Annotated in this window: 16 protein-coding genes; 5 read left to right on the plus strand and 11 right to left on the minus strand. The window is 73.7% G+C overall.

The window, feature by feature from the left end; all coding sequences use genetic code 11:
• Positions 1-95: 95 nt before the first annotated feature.
• Both AB0M99_RS14340 and AB0M99_RS14345 read right to left on the minus strand, forming a co-directional pair.
• Positions 96-620: a TerD family protein gene (locus AB0M99_RS14340; RefSeq protein ID WP_365920039.1), complete on the minus strand. Its 525-nt coding sequence runs from the start codon at positions 618-620 to the stop codon at positions 96-98.
• 123 nt (positions 621-743) lie between these two features.
• Entirely contained in the window at positions 744-1,805 is a 1,062-nt protein-coding gene (locus AB0M99_RS14345; protein WP_365920041.1) for a hypothetical protein, read from the minus strand.
• A gap of 238 nt (positions 1,806-2,043) precedes the next feature.
• On the opposite strand from AB0M99_RS14345, the gene AB0M99_RS14350 reads away from it, so the two are divergent.
• On the plus strand, positions 2,044-2,856 hold the full coding sequence (locus AB0M99_RS14350; RefSeq protein ID WP_365920043.1) for a glutamate ABC transporter substrate-binding protein: 813 nt from the start codon (positions 2,044-2,046) through the stop codon (positions 2,854-2,856).
• On the opposite strand, the gene AB0M99_RS14355 is transcribed toward AB0M99_RS14350, so the two are convergent.
• Positions 2,840-3,799: a superoxide dismutase gene (locus tag AB0M99_RS14355; RefSeq protein ID WP_365920045.1), complete on the minus strand. Its 960-nt coding sequence runs from the start codon at positions 3,797-3,799 to the stop codon at positions 2,840-2,842. The two genes, AB0M99_RS14350 and AB0M99_RS14355, sit on opposite strands and share 17 nt — an antisense overlap.
• Positions 3,800-3,958: 159 nt before the next feature.
• Complete coding sequence (locus AB0M99_RS14360) at positions 3,959-4,534, minus strand: DJ-1/PfpI family protein (protein ID WP_365920047.1); 576 nt, start codon at positions 4,532-4,534, stop codon at positions 3,959-3,961.
• 266 nt (positions 4,535-4,800) lie between these two features.
• Here AB0M99_RS14360 and AB0M99_RS14365 point away from each other — a divergent pair, with 266 nt between their 5' ends.
• Together AB0M99_RS14365 and AB0M99_RS14370 are read left to right on the plus strand one after the other, a co-directional pair.
• Entirely contained in the window at positions 4,801-5,631 is an 831-nt protein-coding gene (locus AB0M99_RS14365) for an endonuclease (RefSeq protein ID WP_365920049.1), read from the plus strand.
• Between the two features lie 114 nt (positions 5,632-5,745).
• Positions 5,746-6,075, plus strand: a complete 330-nt coding sequence (locus tag AB0M99_RS14370; RefSeq protein WP_365920157.1) for a DUF3040 domain-containing protein — start codon at positions 5,746-5,748, stop codon at positions 6,073-6,075.
• A 5-nt stretch (positions 6,076-6,080) separates the two neighbouring features.
• Here AB0M99_RS14370 and AB0M99_RS14375 read toward each other — a convergent pair whose 3' ends face one another.
• From AB0M99_RS14375 to AB0M99_RS14385, 3 genes are all read right to left on the minus strand, one after another.
• On the minus strand, positions 6,081-7,721 hold the full coding sequence (locus AB0M99_RS14375) for a glycoside hydrolase family 20 protein (protein WP_365920159.1): 1,641 nt from the start codon (positions 7,719-7,721) through the stop codon (positions 6,081-6,083).
• Between the two features lie 61 nt (positions 7,722-7,782).
• Positions 7,783-8,223, minus strand: coding sequence for a heme-binding protein (locus tag AB0M99_RS14380; RefSeq protein ID WP_365920050.1), 441 nt, complete (start codon positions 8,221-8,223; stop codon positions 7,783-7,785).
• Between the two features lie 44 nt (positions 8,224-8,267).
• Positions 8,268-9,485 (minus strand): MFS transporter, encoded by a 1,218-nt coding sequence (locus AB0M99_RS14385; protein WP_365920052.1) that lies wholly within the window; start codon positions 9,483-9,485, stop codon positions 8,268-8,270.
• 187 nt (positions 9,486-9,672) lie between these two features.
• On the opposite strand from AB0M99_RS14385, the gene AB0M99_RS14390 reads away from it, so the two are divergent.
• Positions 9,673-10,128 carry a MarR family transcriptional regulator gene (locus AB0M99_RS14390; protein WP_365920054.1) on the plus strand — a complete coding sequence of 152 codons (456 nt, stop codon included), beginning with the start codon at positions 9,673-9,675 and terminating at the stop codon, positions 10,126-10,128.
• 36 nt (positions 10,129-10,164) lie between these two features.
• Here the strand turns inward: AB0M99_RS14390 and AB0M99_RS14395 are convergent, their stop codons facing one another.
• Genes AB0M99_RS14395 through AB0M99_RS14410 form a run of 4 tightly spaced genes read right to left on the minus strand, consistent with a single transcriptional unit; the run spans position 10,165 to position 13,419 of the window.
• Positions 10,165-10,695: a hypothetical protein gene (locus tag AB0M99_RS14395; protein ID WP_365920056.1), complete on the minus strand. Its 531-nt coding sequence runs from the start codon at positions 10,693-10,695 to the stop codon at positions 10,165-10,167.
• Complete coding sequence (locus AB0M99_RS14400) at positions 10,692-11,432, minus strand: SigE family RNA polymerase sigma factor (RefSeq protein ID WP_365920058.1); 741 nt, start codon at positions 11,430-11,432, stop codon at positions 10,692-10,694. Before AB0M99_RS14400 ends, AB0M99_RS14395 begins: the two co-directional genes overlap by 4 nt.
• 8 nt (positions 11,433-11,440) lie before the next feature.
• On the minus strand, positions 11,441-11,869 hold the full coding sequence (locus AB0M99_RS14405) for an LAETG motif-containing sortase-dependent surface protein (protein ID WP_365920060.1): 429 nt from the start codon (positions 11,867-11,869) through the stop codon (positions 11,441-11,443).
• A 44-nt stretch (positions 11,870-11,913) separates the two neighbouring features.
• Entirely contained in the window at positions 11,914-13,419 is a 1,506-nt protein-coding gene (locus AB0M99_RS14410; RefSeq protein WP_365920062.1) for a PLP-dependent aminotransferase family protein, read from the minus strand.
• A gap of 29 nt (positions 13,420-13,448) precedes the next feature.
• Between AB0M99_RS14410 and AB0M99_RS14415 the strand changes: the two genes are divergently transcribed.
• A complete protein-coding gene (locus tag AB0M99_RS14415; RefSeq protein WP_365920064.1) occupies positions 13,449-14,474 on the plus strand; it encodes an EamA family transporter in 1,026 nt (341 codons plus the stop codon).
• Positions 14,475-14,489 lie beyond the last annotated feature (15 nt).

The following is a 14,489-nucleotide window of genomic DNA, read 5'->3' on the forward strand; positions in this document are numbered from 1 at the left end:
ACCCGGACCGGGCGGCGGTCACCCTCAGGGAGTGACCGCCGCCCGATCTGCGCGGCCCCGCGGACCTCGGCCCCGCGGACCTCGGCCCGGCGGACTCACCCCCGAGGGGCGCCCATGACGCGGGCGAACTCCTCCGGGTCGGTGTCGAAGCCCCGTACCGCGGTGTCCAGCGACCAGGCGCCGGAGTCGTCGCGGGTGAACTCGGCGACCGTGGCCGCGGTGGAGTCCGGGACGTCCGCGAAGTCGCCCTGCGCGAGGTCGGTGTAGCCCTCCCGGACCCTGAACCCCTTGCCGGCGACGTCGGCGAAGGTCGTCGACCCGGCCTGGATCACGACGCCCACCACCACGCGGCGCAACTCCTCCGCCATCCGGTCCAGTTCGATGGTCATCACCTCGTCGAAGCCGAGGCCGAGACCGGTGTGGCTGTCCCGGTTCAAGGTGATGGTGCCGTCGGGGGACCGGCTGCCGAAGTGCACGAGGTACGCGGGCCGTCCGTGCGGGTCCGCCGCCCCGTACACCGCCGCCACTATGTCCAGATCGTGCGCGGGCGCCCCGGCCGGGCTGGGGTCCCAGCGCAGCGCGATCTCCACCTTGGCCAGGCCCTTGCGTACACCGCTCACCGAACTCCCCCTCCGCTTACCGTGTGTTGCCCGGCCATGCTGCCATGCGGCCGACGCCCCGCCCCGGCCGACCGTACGTTCCCGGCCAGCCGGACGGCCGCCCCGCGCCCGGTGTGCGAGCCCCTACCAGTCGCCGTCCTGGACGGGTGCGCCCGGCCGCGGGGCGTTGCCCAGCGACTTGACCTGGCCCGGGGCGGGCGGGGTCCACGGGGCGTGGTCTTCGCCGAGCCACTCCCCCACTGGCTTGACCGTTTCCAGCGGACCGGCCGCCGCGAGGTCGGTGGCGGACTCGTCGTAGTAGTCGAACCAGGGCAGCCCGGCCTTGGTGTAGGCGGCCCGGTCGACCGGTGAGGGCGGCGGGCGCTCCCCGGTGATCCGGTGCCACGCGGGCGGGGTGACCAGGTGGACGAAGACCCGCGCGGCCGCCTCCTCGGCCCAGTCGGACAGCGGCCGGTGGTCCTCGTACACCTCCTGGTGCATGGAACCGCCGACGCCGAGGCCCATGGCGGGGGCCGCCGGAGCCGGGGCGCCCGGCGGGGGCGGTCCCGCCGCAGCCCCCGGGGCGTACGGCATGGCGGCGGGCGGCATGGACGGCGCGGGAGCCGCGCCCCCGTACCCGACGCTCATCGAGCGGGTCCGCGGCGCACGCGCCGCGCGCCACTGCGCCAGCCGGTCCGGACGCAGTGCGAAGGCCTGGAGCTGCACCCCGCCCGTGGTCTCCTCGCCGGTGACCTGCCCCTCCACGGTCGCTCCGAGCCCGAGCGGTACGGCGACGAACTGGCGCACCGTCCCGTCGCCGGAGTTGATCCCGTCGAGCCAGGGCTGCCGCGGCAGTACCACGTAGTTCTGCGGGCGCCGCGCGAGGCGTCCCGTCCAGCGCTCACCCGAGACGGCGCACACCTTGCCCACGCCGACCTGGAGCGCGGTGGGCTCCGCGGTCCCGCCGAAGCTGAGCCACATCGCCTCGCGCAGGTACACGGGGAGCATCACCCCGCCCTTGGCCAGCCACTCCGGGGGCACCGTGTCCGGATAGTCCTCCACCCGGCGCAGCGGGAACTGGCCCAGCCCCGGCGGCAGCGCGTGCGTGCCCGATTCCGGCAGCCGCAGGGTCCGCATGAAGCTGACCCTCGCCCCGTCCCCCAGCAGCAGTTCGTTCCCCTCGACCCTTGCCCCAGCAGCAGTCACGCACCCAGCCCCTCTCCCGCCCGGTACCCGATCGGCCACAGGATCTGCGGCCTACCCGGATCGTTACCTCAAGTTTTCCTCAGATCCAGTGACACTGCGCCCGTCACTTTCCTAGCTTCCTCGTACACGCGTCTCCACGTCCGCGCGGTTCCCTGTGTTCCGGTAATCCCGGCGCCGCCGCGCTGCCTCCGCGTGCCCGTTTACCGCGCGATCCGCGTTCCCGAGGAAAGAGTGCAGCATGAAGGTTCCCAAGGCCGGTGCGGTCGCCGCAGTGATCGGCCTCAGCCTTACCGCCTCCGGTTGCTTCGGAGGCGATGATGACAAGGGGACCCTCTCCATCGGCATCAAGTTCGACCAGCCGGGCGTCGGCATGCGCGAGACGGACGGCACCTTCACCGGTTTCGATGTGGACGTGGCGACGTACGTGGCCAAGGAGCTCGGCTACAAGCCGGAGCGGATCGAGTTCAAGCGCGTCGACAGTTCCGACCGCGAGCTGCTGCTCCAGTACGGCGAGGTCAAGTTCGTCGCGGCCAGCTACTCGATCAACGACAAGCGCAAGGAGAAGGTCTCCTTCGCCGGCCCGTACTTCCTCGCGCACCAGGACCTGCTCGTCCGCGCAGATGACCCCACCATCACCAAGGCCGAGGACCTCAACACCAAGAAGCTCTGCTCGGTCACCGGCTCCACCTCGGCGGAGAACGTCAAGAACAAGCTCGCCCCCAAGGCCAGCCTCCTTGAGCTCCTCGGCTACTCGGAGTGCCTGGTCGCCCTCCAGGACGGCCTGGTCGACGCCATGACCACGGACAATTCCATCCTGGCCGGGTACGCCGCCCGGAAGGGCAACCAGGGCAAGTTCAAGCTGGTCGGGCTGAGCCTGAGCAACGAGAACTACGGCATCGGCGTGAAGAAGGGCGACACCGCACTCCAGGGCAAGATCAACACCGCTCTGAAGAAGATGGTCGAGGACGGCTCCTGGGACGCCGCCGTGAAGAAGAACTTCGGCGAGAACTACAAGTCCGAGCCGGCCCCGCCGATCACATCGGGCAGCTGACGATCGTCGAGGCGGTCGCCGGGTCCGACCAGTCGGAGTCGAAGGCCGCGTTGACCACGTAGAGACGGCCGCCGTGGACGGCGGCCGTCGTCGGCTCGTCGAAGCGCGGGTCGGTGATCTGCTTGACGAACCGGGCCCGCAGTCCGTCCGCGCTGAGCGTGAACACGTCGATGGCGTAGGCCCAGTTGCGTACGACGTACAGCGTGCGGCCGTGGAGCACGAGCCCGTCGCCGTTGCCGACCGAGCCGCCGTCGAGCACGGTACGGGTGGCCGCGCCGGTGCGCGGGTCGACGCGGAACAGCGCCTGCGCGGTGTCGTGCACCACCAGCAGCGCCCGGCCGTCCGGGGTCCGCTCGATGCCGTTGGAGCCCCAGTACTCGCCGCCGGGCGGGGTCGGGGTCCACTCGCCGCCGAGGGCCACCGTACGCGGGGCGGCGCCGGCGCCGGTGAGGTCGCGGCCCGCCGGGAGGAAGTACAGGACGTCGTTGAAGGAGTCGGTGAACCAGGCCCCTCCGCAGCCGACGACGACGTCATTGACGAAGGTCGTGCCGGTCGCGGCCTGGTGGGTGGCCAGCACGCGCCCGTCGCCGGCGTGGACGACGCGGATCTGGCCGCTGAATCCGCCCGCGACGAGCAGCCTGCCGTGGGTGTCCAGCTTGAGCCCGACCGACATGGGGCCCTGGCCCTCGGTGATGATCCGGCCCGCGCCGGTGGCGAGGTCGGCGCGGTAGATCGAGCCGTCGATCAGGGAACCGGTGTAGAGCGCGCCCCGGGCCGATACGGCGATGCCCTCGGGCTGGAAGCCCGCCGGGACGGCGATCGAGTCGGGGCGCCGTGCGGCGGGCTGCGCCTGGGCGAGGGGGGCCATCGGCCCGGCGAGCGCGGCCGTGCCGAGGGCCGCGGCCGCCCCGATGAACCCGCGTCGACCCAGAGTTCCAGTCACGGTAAGTCCCTTCAACTGCCTTGCGAACAACGTTGATTGACTCACCCACCTCAACACACGACCGGCGCCCCGTCAGTCCCCCGACCCGCACACTTCACAAGGGAATGGGGAACCTCCCCTTCGCCCGACGCGACCCGCCGCGGCCCGGCCCGCCCGGCCTCACTCCGCCTGGGCGAGCGGCGCCTTGCCGCGCAGCACGGTGAGGAACTCCCGCATCCAGGCCGAGTGGTCCGGCCACGCCCGGGCGGAGACCAGGGTGCCGTCGACGACGGCCTCGCAGTCCTCGAAGTCCGCCCCGGCGGACTTCATGTCCGGCTCCAGTGCCGGGTACGCGGTGACCCGGCGGCCGTCCAGCGCGCCGGCGGCGGCGCTGATCAGGGGGCCGTGGCAGATCTGGGCGATCGGCTTGTCGGCCCCGGCGAAGGCGGCCAGGATCCGCCGCACGTCGGGGTCGTTGCGCAGGTACTCCGGCGCACGCCCGCCCGGGACGACCACTGCCGCGTACGCCGCCGGGTCGACGTCGGCGAAGGCGATGTCCGCGGGCCAGGTGTAGCCGGGCTTCTCGGTGTAGGTGTCGAAGCCGTCCTCGAAGTCGTGGACCACGAAGCGCAGTTTCTTCACCGTCGGCGCCGCGATGTGGACCTCGTACCCCTCCTCGCGCAGGCGCTGGTAGGGGTAGAGGACCTCCAGCGACTCCGCCGCGTCGCCGGTCACGATGAGGATCTTCGCTGCCATGGGCTGCTCCAGGTAGGGCTGTTGACGGTTCCAGCGGTCCGGGCGGCCCCGCCGGGGCTTTGCCACCGGGGCCTTTGCCACCGTGCCCGTACCCCGGCGTTCTGCCAAGAGGGCCTCACCCGATCGGGGCCGGAGGGCCAAAGTCCTGGTTCCGGACACATGGTTTTCACCTGTTCGGCACATGACAATGTGAATCTCGCTTGGCCACCTGAAACCCCGCCAATTCCCCGGGCGGGGACGGTGCTTGTAAAGAGGTCCCCCACATCATGAGAATCTCCCGCACAACCCCCTGCGCGGCCGCGCTCGCGGCAGCCGCGCTGCTGCTCGTCCCGGCCGCCGCCTCCGCGGGCCAGCAGCGGGCCGCGGCCGATCCGTCCGCGGCAACCGCAGCCGCAGCCGTCTCGTCCGCCGACGTGGACTCGTACTACGCGACCGCCGAGGGCAAGACCGGGGCCGCGCTGAAGACCGCGCTGCACAACATCATCAAGACCCAGTCCAAGGTCTCCTACGACGGCGTGTGGAACGCCCTGAAGGTCACCGACCAGGACCCGGCGAACCCGAACAACGTCATCCTGGTCTACTCCGGCCGCTCCCAGTCGAAGTCCACCAACGGCGGCGGCGTCAACGACTGGAACCGCGAGCACGTCTGGGCCAAGAGCCACGGCGACTTCGGCACCGCCACCGGACCGGGCACCGACCTGCACCACCTGCGGCCCGAGGACGTCACGGTCAACAGCACCCGCGGCAACAAGGACTTCGACTACGGCGGCGGCCCGGTCTCCGAGGCCCCCGGCAGCTACACCGACTCGGACTCCTTCGAACCGCGCAACGCGGTCAAGGGCGACGTGGCGCGGATGCTCCTGTACATGGCGGTCCGCTACGACGGTGGTGACGGCTTCGCGGACCTGGAGATGAACGACAGGGTCAACAACGGCTCCGCACCCACCTTCGGCCGGATCAGCGTCCTGAAGCAGTGGAACCTGCAGGACCCGCCGGACGCCTTCGAGCAGCGCCGCAACCAGGTCATATACGACACCTACCAGCACAACCGGAACCCGTTCATCGACCACCCGGAGTGGGTCAACTCCATCTGGTGACCACCCGCCTGCGCCGCCGCGGCCGCCGGGGGTTGATCCGTCTCAGGCCGGGTATTCGCTCGCCAGAGGCTGAGGTCCGCGCAGGGCGGCGGCAGCAGGTGGAGGTACGTGGCCATGGACGGAGCCGGACTCTCCGATCGCGAGCAGCGCGCCCTTTCCGCGATCGAGGCCCAACTGAAGGGTGACCGGTCCCTGGGCCGGTCCCTCGACCGCTTCGCGCGGTCCACGCACCGGCGCCGGCGCATCGCGGCGGCCTGCCTGCTCGGTGCGCTCACGGTGGCGCTGATGGTCGCCGCGTCGATCACCGTGGCGGAGCCTCTGATCTGGGGCTTCGCCACCGCCTGGACGCTGACCGTGGTCACGGCGCTGCCGCTGCTCGGCCAGTCGGTCCAGCAGCGCTGGCAGCGCCGCGACCGCACCCCGCAGCCCCAGAAGGCACCCTAGCCGTTTCAGAGGCGGTCGGCGAGGGCCTTGAACTGCTCCCAGGCCTGCTGCGGGGTCCGCGCGTCCCAGACCTTCTGGGCCAGCGCGGCCAGCGGCAGCCGGATGCCGGCCGCCACCTGCGCCTGGGTCTGGGAGGCGGCCAGATCGCACCAGACGGCGAGCCGGGCGCCCAGGATCTGCGCCCCGTAGCTCGCGGGCACGGGGGTGGTGCCGCGCAGCACCAGCGGCGTCCACTGCTCGTAGATCCGGCGGCCGGTGGGGTAGGTGAACTGGTTCGGCTCGCCCAGCACGTAGTACAGGAACTCGTCGTTCAGGTTGACGAGCTTGCGGCCCTCGCGCAGGTACTCCAGCGGCGGCCGGGCGCCGATCTCCTTGCCGGTCCAGTACTCGACCTGAAGGTCCTTGGCGGCCTGGGCCACGCCGCCGGTGAAGAAGCCGTCGTTCCACGCCTTGAGCGCCTTGCCCGACGGGCGGATGACGGCCGCGCGGTCGTCGAGCCAGCCCGTCGCCAGGTCCTGCACCCGGGCGGTGGGCCCGTACCGCTGCCGGGCGGCGGCGGCGAGCTGCGGGAAGGAGGCCTGCGGGTCGCGGACCACCAGCGCCTGGTACTCGTCGGCGCCGAGGTGCCAGGCCCCGCCGGTGAACAACGGCAGGTACTCGCGCAGCAGTTCGTCGATCAGCTTCGCCGACGCCGGGTTCGAGATGTCCACGGCCCCCTTGACCACCCCGCCCTGCGCGTTGCGCAGTTGCAGGTCCGGGTGGGCGCGCAGCACGGCGCCGAGGTGGCCGGGCGAGTCGATCTCCGGGACGACGGTGATGTGCAGGCTCCGGGCGAGTGCCACGATGCGGGCGACCTCGGCCTTGGTCAGGTGCGGGGTGGAGACGATCTCCGGGTGGGAGGTGGACTCGATGCGGAAGGCCTGGTCGTCGGAGAAGTGCAGGCCGAACTGGTTGAGCTTGAGGTCGGCCATCTCGCGCAGCCGGTCCTCGATCCAGCCGGCGGTGAAGTTCTTGCGGGCGATGTCGAGGTTGAGGCCGCGCTGGGGCTTGGCCGGGCCGTCGCGGACCGTGCCCTCGGGGGCCGAACCACCCGCCGCCACCGCCTGTTTGAGGGTACGGGTCCCGTAGAAGACGCCGGCTTCGTCGGGGCCGGTGATGCGGGCCTGTCCGTTCTGCACGGTGAGCGTGTACGACTCGGGCGCGCCGGAGTCCTTGGCGCCCAGGTCGAGTTCGATGTCGCCCCGGCGTACGTCGGCCGACTCCGCGAATCCCATGCGCAGTTCACCGGCGAGCAGCCGGCCCTCGTCGGCCAGGACCGCGCTGTCGGGCGGCCGGACCACCACCCGGGCGTCGGGGGCGGGCTTCCAGCCGGGGCCGCGGGCCGGCACGTGCTCCCGTACGGCGGGGATGGTGCGCGGGGCCGTGGACAGTCGGTACGAGGGCGTCGGACCGGGCGGCGGTGTCGGACTCGGGCTCGGCGCGCGCGCGGCGCCCGGCGAGCTGACGGCGGCCGGGGTGGCCGTGCCGGTGGGGGCGCGGGGCTGTTCCGAGGCCGCCGTACAGGCCGGGACGGCGAGGGTGACCAGCGCGGCGACGGTTGCCGTCGCGATGACGTGGACTCTCCCGTACTGCCTCGGATTCCGCATCATGCACCCGTGTCCCCCGTACCAACGTGGCACGGGGGACGCCGGTGCGCGACCGGACGGCTCAGCCCGCCAGGGCGTCGAGGGCGGCCGCCGCGAAGCCGTGGTCCTGGGCGGGGGCTCCGCCGCCGACCCCGATGGCACCGATGAGGCGCCCGTCGCGGTGGACGGGCAGCCCGCCCGCGATGAACAGCAGCGGCCGGTCGAGGGCGGTGGGCAGGGTGTGGAAGGGGCCGCCGGGCTGGACGGCCTCGACCAGATCGGCAGTCGGGGCGTTGAGCTGGAGCGCGGTGAAGGCCTTGCGGGTGCTGGTCTCTCCGGAGATCAGTACGGCGCGGTCGTCGCGGCGGAAGGCGAGCAGGTGTCCGCCGGCATCGAGGACGGTCACGCTGACCGTGACCCCGGCCGCCTCGGCGGCGGTCCTGGCGGTGGCGACGAGCAGTTCGGCGTCCGCGTTGGTCAGCGGGGCGACGGCGGTGCGGTGCGCGGTGGTGGCGGTGGTCATGGCGGGTTCTCCTGCGGGGTGGTTCGTCGTACGGGGGTGGGGGCTCAGCGGTGGACGGGGGCGGCGGCCGCGGCCCGGGAGGCCCCGGCCGCGACGGCCCGCCCGGCCGCCCGGGCCCCGGTACGCCGCTCCAGCGCGCCGGACACGAGGGCGAGCACCAGGGCGGAGGCGGCGAGGGCGGCGCCGACCCAGTTCGGGGCGGTCCAGCCGAGCCCGGCGGCGATGACGAGCCCGCCGAGCCAGGCGGCGAGGGCGTTGCCGAGGTTGAAGGCGCCGATGTTCACGGCGGAGGCCAGGGTGGGGGCCCCGGCGGCCTGGTCGAGGACCCGCTTCTGGAGCGGGGGCACGGTCGCGAAGCCGAGGGCGCCGATGAGGACGACCGTGGCGGCGGCGCCGAACTTGTTGTGGGCGGTGAGGGTGAACAGCGCGAGGACGGTGGCCAGCGCACCGAGGGACACGTAGAGCATCGGCATCAGCGCGCGGTCGGCGAACCGGCCGCCGATCAGGTTTCCGGCGACCATGCCGAGGCCGAAGAGGACCAGCAGCCAGGTGACGGAAGTGTCGGCGAAGCCCGCGACGTTGGTCATCATCGGGGTGATGTAGGTGATGGCGGCGAAGACCCCGCCGAAGCCGAGGACGGTCATCGCCATGGCGAGCAGCACCTGGACGTTGCGGAAGGCGGCGAGCTCGTGGCGGATCCGTACGCCTTCGGGCCGGGGCAGTTCGGGGACCAGCTTCGCGATGCCGAGCAGGCCGAGGACGCCGAGCGCGGCGACGATCAAGAAGGTGACGCGCCATCCGAGGTGCTGGCCGACGAGGGTGCCGAGCGGGACTCCTACGACGTTGGCCACGGTCAGGCCGGTGAACATCATGGCGATGGCGCCGGCCTTCCTCTCGGGGGCGACGAGGCCGGCGGCGACGACCGATCCGATGCCGAAGAAGGCACCGTGGGCGAGGGAGGCGACGACGCGTCCGGCGAGCATCACCCCGAAGGCCGGGGCGAGCGCGGAGAGCACGTTGCCGACGACGAACAGGCCCATGAGCAGCATCAGCATGCGCTTGCGGGGGATGCGGGTGCCGAGGACGGTCATCAGAGGTGCGCCGAGGACCACACCGAGGGCGTAGCCGGTGACCAGGAAGCCCGCGGTGGGTATCGAGACGCCGTAGTCGGCGGCGACCTCGGGGAGCAGGCCCATGATCACGAATTCGGTGGTGCCGATCCCGAAGGCCCCGATGGCGAGGGCGAGGAGAGCGAGAGGCATGAGGGGTGGTGCCCTTCAGGGGAGGTGGTGGTGCCGTCGCGGCGGGTGGCCGCGGTCGCCGCGACGTGTTGGTGCGGTCGCCGCTTACGTGCGTCCACATTAGTTGCAGACGCGGGATATTTGCAAGCGCGGGCTATTGCGGATGTGACCTATCCTGGGCATTGGCACATGTACGAAGGAGGAGCCCATGACGGCCACGGACAGCGCACTCACCGCCCTCGCCCAGGGCTGGTGCGCCCTCTCCCTCCTGCACGGGCGGATCGAGACGCACATCGAGCGGGCCCTGCAGGCCGGACACGGGCTGAGCGTGCGCGAGTACTCCCTGCTCGACGTCCTCAGCCGCCAGCACAGCGGCCCGGGCGGCCACCTCCGGATGAACCAGGTGGCGGAATCGGTGGTGCTCAGCCAGAGCGCGACGACCCGCCTGGTCAGCCGGCTGGAGGACCGCGGGCTGCTCAACCGCTACATCTGCGACACCGACCGGCGGGGCATCTACACCGACGTCAGCGAGGCGGGCCTGGCCCTCCTGGGCGAGGCCCGCCCCACCAACGACACCGCCCTGCGCGAGGCCCTGGACGAAGCCGCGCGCAATCCGGAGCTCGCCCCGCTGGTGGCGGTCGTGGAGAACGCGCGGCCGGTCTAGGGGGTGTCTGGCCGACCCTGATCCGCCAGACACCCCCTAGCCCTGCGGCCCGGCGGGCGTGGCGCTCGGCGGTGGCGGTGACGAGCGGACCGGGCTCGACGCGCCCCGCTGGGCCGACGGGGACAGGGACGGGCTCGTGCCCGGCGGGGCGCCGCCCGGCTTCGTCGACGCGACCTCGGGCACCGGTGCCGACGGAGTCGGCGACGAGGGGGACGACGGAACCGGCGACGGAGTCCCGGTCGGCGGCGGAGAAGGCCGCGGTGCGGGGTTCGTGATCTCGGGCGGCGAGGCCGGCGGCACCGGGCGGACCACAGGCGCGTCCGGAGCCAGTACGAGGTACCCCACCAGCGCGGCGGCCGCCGCGGCCAGACCCGTCAGGGGCAGCGTGAACCCCCGCAGCCGCGCGAGCGACAGCGGCAGCCGTCGTACGTGCGGCCCCGGCGGATCGGCGGGGCGCAGCTCGCGCACCGTCACCCCGGCCGCGCGGACGTCGAGGGCCTGGCGCAGCCGACGCTCGACGGGCCGCTCGGCGGCCCGCTCACCGGTGCGCTCGACGTCAGGCGTCATATCCGACCCTCCAGAATCCGCTCCAGCGCGTCCAGCGCCCGGCTCGCGTTCGACTTGACCGCGCCCCGGCTTATCCCGAGGGTCTCGGCTATCTCCGCCTCGCTCAGGTCCGCCCAGTAGCGCAGCACCAGGACCTGACGCCGCCTCGGCGTCAACCGCCCCAGGGCGGCGAGCACTTCCCGGTGCGCCTCGTCGAGGACCACGGACGCCTCGGCGGACGGCACGTCGACGGGTGCGGGCGGGGTCCAGGCCCGGGCGGTGCGCCGGCGCCTCAGTACGGAGCGCGCGGTGTTGACGACGGCTGTGCGCAGGTAGCCGAGCGCGTTGTCGACCTCGGCGATCTGCTCCCCGTGGCGCCGGTACAGGGCGGTGAAGGCGTCCTGCACCACGTCCTCGGCGGTGCCCAGGTCGTCCACGAGCAGGACCGCCAGCCGGACCATCCGCAGCCGGTGCGCGTGGTAGAGCGCGGTGACGGTGGGCGGCGGTGCACCGCCGTCCCCCGCTCCGCGGGCATCCGCGTAGTGCCCGTGGCCGTGCCCGTGGCCGTGCCCGTGGCCGTGCCCGTGGCCGTGGCCGTGGCCGTGGCCGTGGCCGTGGTGACCGTACGCGTATCCGTGCGGCTGCGCGGGGGTCGGCGGGGCCGGGCGCTCGCGGTGGAGCAGCAACGACCACAAGCCCCGCCGTGCCCGGCCGAAGCCGGGCACGACGGAGCTCAGGGGTGGTGCGAGGTGAAGCACGGGAGTCCTCAGCCGTTCGCGCGGCGCCGCACGGAGTACAGGGTCCCGGCCCCGGCGACGACGAGTACGGCGGCCCCGGCCCCGATGATGGTGGTGGTCTTGGAGGAGCCAGTATGCGCAAGCTCACCGCCGCCGGACGAATCGGCGGAGCCGGCGCTCGGCGCCGCGCTCGGGGCGGCGCTGGGCGCGGTGCCCGGCGGCAGGCTGACCGAGGCGCTGGGCTTGACGGCGGGCTGCGAGGGCGACGGCTTGGACGGGGAACTCGGCACCGCGCTCGGGGCGGCGCTCGGGACGGCGCTGACCGAGGGCGACGGCGCGGCGGCGGGCCCGCTCGCGGCGAGGGCCGGCCCGGCGAGGACAGCGGTCACCCCGGCAGTGGCGGCGGCGACGGCCGCTGCCCGGCGGACGGACAAGGAGACGCGCTTCAGGTTCTTCAAGGTGGTTCTCCACGGTCGGTCGAACGGGCGCGGGTTCACGCCCTTCACCCCTGCACGACGCGCGACCCCCGGGGAGGTTGCCGCCGGTTCCGAAGAATTTTTCGCAGGGCCGCGCCGAAGACCGCGATGCCCTCCTCGATGTCGCCCTTCGGGCCCGCCGCGTAGCCGAGGATCAGGCCGGGCGGGCCCGGGGCCATCCGGTGCCAGGACAGCGGATGGGCCTTGACCCCGAGTTCCAGGGCCGCCGAGGCGAGGGCGGTGTCCTCGAAGTCGGCGCCCTCGAACGTGACCATGAGGTGCAGCCCCGCCGCCGCCCCGTGCACCCGGGCGCCCGGCAGTTCGGCGGCGATGGCCCGCAGCATCGCGTCCCTGCGCCCGCGGTGGCGGCGCCGGACGAAGCGCAGGTGGCGCTCCAGCTCGCCCGAGTCCATCAGCCGGGCGAGGACGAGCTGGGCGAGGACCGGGTTGCCGAGGTCGGCGTAGCGCTTGGCGGCGACCACCGCGTCCAGGTGGCGCGGCGGGACCAGCAGCCAGCCCAGCCGCAGGGCAGGCGCGAGCAGTTTGGACACGCTCCCGGCGTAGCAGACCGCCTCGGGCAGCAGGGCGCGCAGCGCGGGGACCGGGGCGCGGTCGTAGCGGTGCTCGGCGTCGTAGTCGTCCTCGATGACCACTCCCCCGGCGGCGGCCCAGCCGAGCAGTTCCCGGCGCCGTTCGCCGTCGAGGACGACCCCGGTCGGGAACTGGTGCGCCGGGGTGAGCAGCGCCGCCCGCGCCCCGCAGGCCCTCAGCACGGTGACGTCGAGACCGCCCTCGTCGACCCGTACCGGCACCGACTCCAGCCGCCCGTACTCCAGTTGCTGCCGGGCCCCCAGCGAGCCGGGGTCCTCCACGGCGACGCGTCGTACGCCGTCCTCGCGCAGGACGTGCGCGAGGAGCCCGAGCGCCTGCGCGACCCCGGCGACGACGACCACCTCCCCGGGGTCGGCGCGGATCCCCCGGTTCCGGGCCAGCCAGCCGACGACGGCCTCCCGCAGCGCGGGGGCGCCCTGCGGGTTGCCGTAGCCGAAGTCGGCGGGGGTGAGCCCGGCCAGGACCCGGCGCTCGGCCTGGAGCCAGGCGGTTCGCGGGAAGGCGGCCAGGTCGGGGACGCCGGGCGAGAGGTCGATCCGGCACGGTACGGCGCGCAGCGCGTCCACGAAGCCTCCGCGCAGCGGCGCGGCCGGGGCCGCTGCCGCCGGGGGCGGCGCCGCGACGACCACCGTGCCCGCCCGGCCGCGGCCGGCCACCTGCCCGGTCTCGGCCAGCCGCTGGTACGCCTCGGTCACCAGACCCCGGGAAACCCGCAGCTCCGCGGCGAGCACCCGGCTGGGCGGGAGCCGGCTGCCGACGGGGAGGGTGCCGTCGGCGATGGCTGCGCGCAGCCGCTCGGCCAGCCACTCGGTACGGCCGCCCGCCGGGGCGCGGCCGACGTCGAGCTGGAGGAAGTCCGCGCCACCGCCCGCGGGGGGTGTTTTGGACCCCTGTACCTTTCCTTCTTTGGACCTGCTCATGGGTCCATTCTGGCGCCAGGCTCGACGGTATGAACACTCCGTCCGCTTCCCTGCGCGACCTCGCCCCCGGCATCGCCGGCATGGCTCTGGTCGGCAGCAGTGTCACCGTCTCCCGTTCCCTGGTCGACGCCCCGCTGTTCGGCGTCCAGGCCGTCCGCTACGCGGCGGCCGCGCTGATCCTGCTCGCCCTCGCCCGGTGGGCCCGGGTGCGGATCCTGCGTCCGCGCGGCCGGGAGTGGCTGTGGCTGGCCGGGATCGCGGCGACCGGGCTGGTGCTGTTCAACGTGGCCGTCGTACGGGGCGTCGCGCATGCGGAGCCGGCCGTCATCGCGGTCGCGGTGGCCTCCGTACCGATCCTCCTCGGGCTGATCGGCCCGCTGCTGGAGGGGCGCGGGCCCAGCCGGCAGGTGCTGCTGGCCGCGCCCGTCGTGGTGGCGGGGGCGGTGCTCGTGGAGGGGACGGGCCGGACCGACGCCGCCGGGGTCGCGTGGGCCGCGCTGGCGCTGGGGTGCGAGGCGGGGTTCACCCTGCTCGCGGTGCCGGTGCTGCGGCGGCACGGTGCCTGGGGGGTGTCGGTGCACGCAGTGTGGCTGGGGGCGGTGATGCTGGCGGGGCTGACGGTGTTCGTCGAGGGGCCCTCCGAGCTGGCGTCGGTGACGGCGGGCCAGTGGGCGGCGGCCGGGTACCTGGCCGTCATGGTGACCGCGGTGGCGTTCCTGCTCTGGTACCGCACGGTGGCCGCCGTGGGCTCCGGCCGGGCCGGGCTGCTGACCGGGGTCGCCCCGCTCGCGGCGGCGGCCGCGGGGGCCGTCACCGGCGGCGGTGTGCCGGGCCCGGCGGTATGGCTGGGGCTCGGCGTGCTCATCGCCGGCCTGGCAGCAGGACTCCGCCCGCCCCGCCCCGCGGCGGCCCCGACCCGCCAAGCAGTGTCCGCGAGCCGGGCGGTGTCCGCCTCTCGGGCGGCCCCGCCGAGCCCCACGGCCCCCGCGGCCCCCGCGGGTTCGGCCGGCTGCGCGGTGGAAACCGGCGCGGAACGGGCGCCGGCGGCTCCTTGAGTGCCCGCACCCTTG

Origin of the sequence: Streptomyces sp. NPDC051183, assembly GCF_040682455.1 — a bacterium.
GTDB lineage: Bacteria > Actinomycetota > Actinomycetes > Streptomycetales > Streptomycetaceae > Streptomyces.